General features: G+C 64.9%; 1 protein-coding gene. It reads left to right on the top strand.

Annotated elements, in window-relative coordinates:
* On the top strand, positions 1-1125 hold a 1125-nt coding region (locus LPC04_RS29010; RefSeq protein ID WP_275685821.1), incomplete at its 5' end, for a maltoporin.

The following is a 1125-nucleotide window of genomic DNA, read 5'->3' on the forward strand; positions in this document are numbered from 1 at the left end:
GCCACCAGCGTCTCTGGCAAGTCGCGCCAGTGCTACGGCATCGGCGAGTTCAAGTACCGCCTCGGCAACGAGTGCGACTTCTACGGCGAGTTCCAGCTCGCCCAGGCCATGAAGGCCGACGGCGTGGACTTCAACGCCGTGCTCATGACCAACTACTACAGCCCCGCAACGGAGTCCGACAAGTCCGCCAACCCGGCCGACAACTTCGGTGTCGAGCAGGCCTACGTCGAGATGAAGGGCGTGGACATCGCCCCGCAGGCTCTCTTCTGGATGGGCAAGCGCCGCGATCGTGACGACGTGCACATCGTCGACACCTTCTTCACCAACATGTCGGGCGTGGGCGCGGGCATCGAGAACATCGACGTGGGCTTCGGCAAGTTCGGCGTGGCTGGCTACAAGAACGACAGCCCGGCCAACTACATCGACGGCCAGCACATCACCACCGTCGGCGGCAACAACGGCGTGGGCCGCCTGCACGCGCAGCTCTACGACATCCCCGTCAACCCGGACGGCAAGCTGCGCCTCGTGGCCACGTACTCGAAGGGCGACTCGCAAGGCGGGATCAAGGGCCAGAGCGGCTACGGCTTCAACGTCGAGCACGTGCAGGACAAGTTCTTCGGCGGCGGCAACCACATCTGGCTGCAGTATGCCGAGGGCTCGACCGACATCAACCAGGGCATCAGCGACAACGGCTCGCACGGCTCGGACTACAAGACCTGGCGCATCGTCGAGAGCCCGTCGTGGCAGGTCGGCTCGTTCGGCGGCCAGGCCATCGCGATGTACCAGCACAACGAGGCACCGAGCTCGGCCGGCGGCAAGTCCAACTTCTACTCGATCGGCGGCCGCGGCTCGTGGGGCCTGACCAAGAACCTGAAGTGGCTGACCGAGATCGGCTACTCCAGCCTGAAGCCGGACGGCGGCAAGAACGAGAACGTGACCAAGGTCACCGTGGGCCCGGCGCTGTCGACCGGCCCGGACTTCTGGAAGCGTCCGGAGCTGCGCCTGTACGTGACCTACGCGGACTACAACAAGGCCGCGGCGCAGGACACCGCCAACAACTACAACTTCCCGGCCAACAAGACGAGTGCCGTGTCGTACGGCGCGCAGCTGGAAATCTGGTTCTGA

Origin of the sequence: Scleromatobacter humisilvae, assembly GCF_023231945.1 — a bacterium.
GTDB lineage: Bacteria > Pseudomonadota > Gammaproteobacteria > Burkholderiales > Burkholderiaceae_C > Scleromatobacter > Scleromatobacter humisilvae.